This is a genomic window from Aeromicrobium phragmitis, from assembly GCF_003674095.1.
GTDB classification, from domain to species: domain Bacteria; phylum Actinomycetota; class Actinomycetes; order Propionibacteriales; family Nocardioidaceae; genus Aeromicrobium; species Aeromicrobium phragmitis.
Map to the genome: position 1 here is coordinate 1 of NZ_RDBF01000141.1, position 391 is coordinate 391.

Annotated in this window: 1 protein-coding gene; it reads left to right on the plus strand. The window is 65.7% G+C overall.

What is annotated here, in order from left to right:
• Nucleotides 1–196: VOC family protein (locus tag D9V41_RS16660; protein ID WP_208006925.1), on the plus strand; the 196-nt coding region annotated here is incomplete at its 5' end.
• Nucleotides 197–391: the final 195 nt, after the last annotated feature.

The window sequence follows — 391 nt, forward strand, 5'->3', positions numbered from 1 at the left end:
GGAGGACGGCATCCCGCTGGCCCAGTTCGCGGTCGACGACGTACAGGCGGAGTACGAACGATTGACCGGGCTCGGAGTCGTCTTCACGCAGCCGCCGACCGACATCGGCAACGCGTGGATCGCGGTCTTCGACGACACCTGCGGCAATCTCATCCAGATCCTCGCCATGAAGCCGGGCACGGACGAGGGGAACTGAGGCGCTTCTTGGGTTGTGTCATCGCCGTCGGCGACTAGCGTCGGCAGTACGTGACCGACGACGAGGAGGCGACATGCCCACACGCACCGCACGCACTGCCTGGGACGGTGGAATCCAGGATGGCTCCGGCGAGGTCGAACTGAGCAGTTCGGGCCTCGGCACCTTCGACATGTCCTTCCCGAAGCGCTCGGCGGA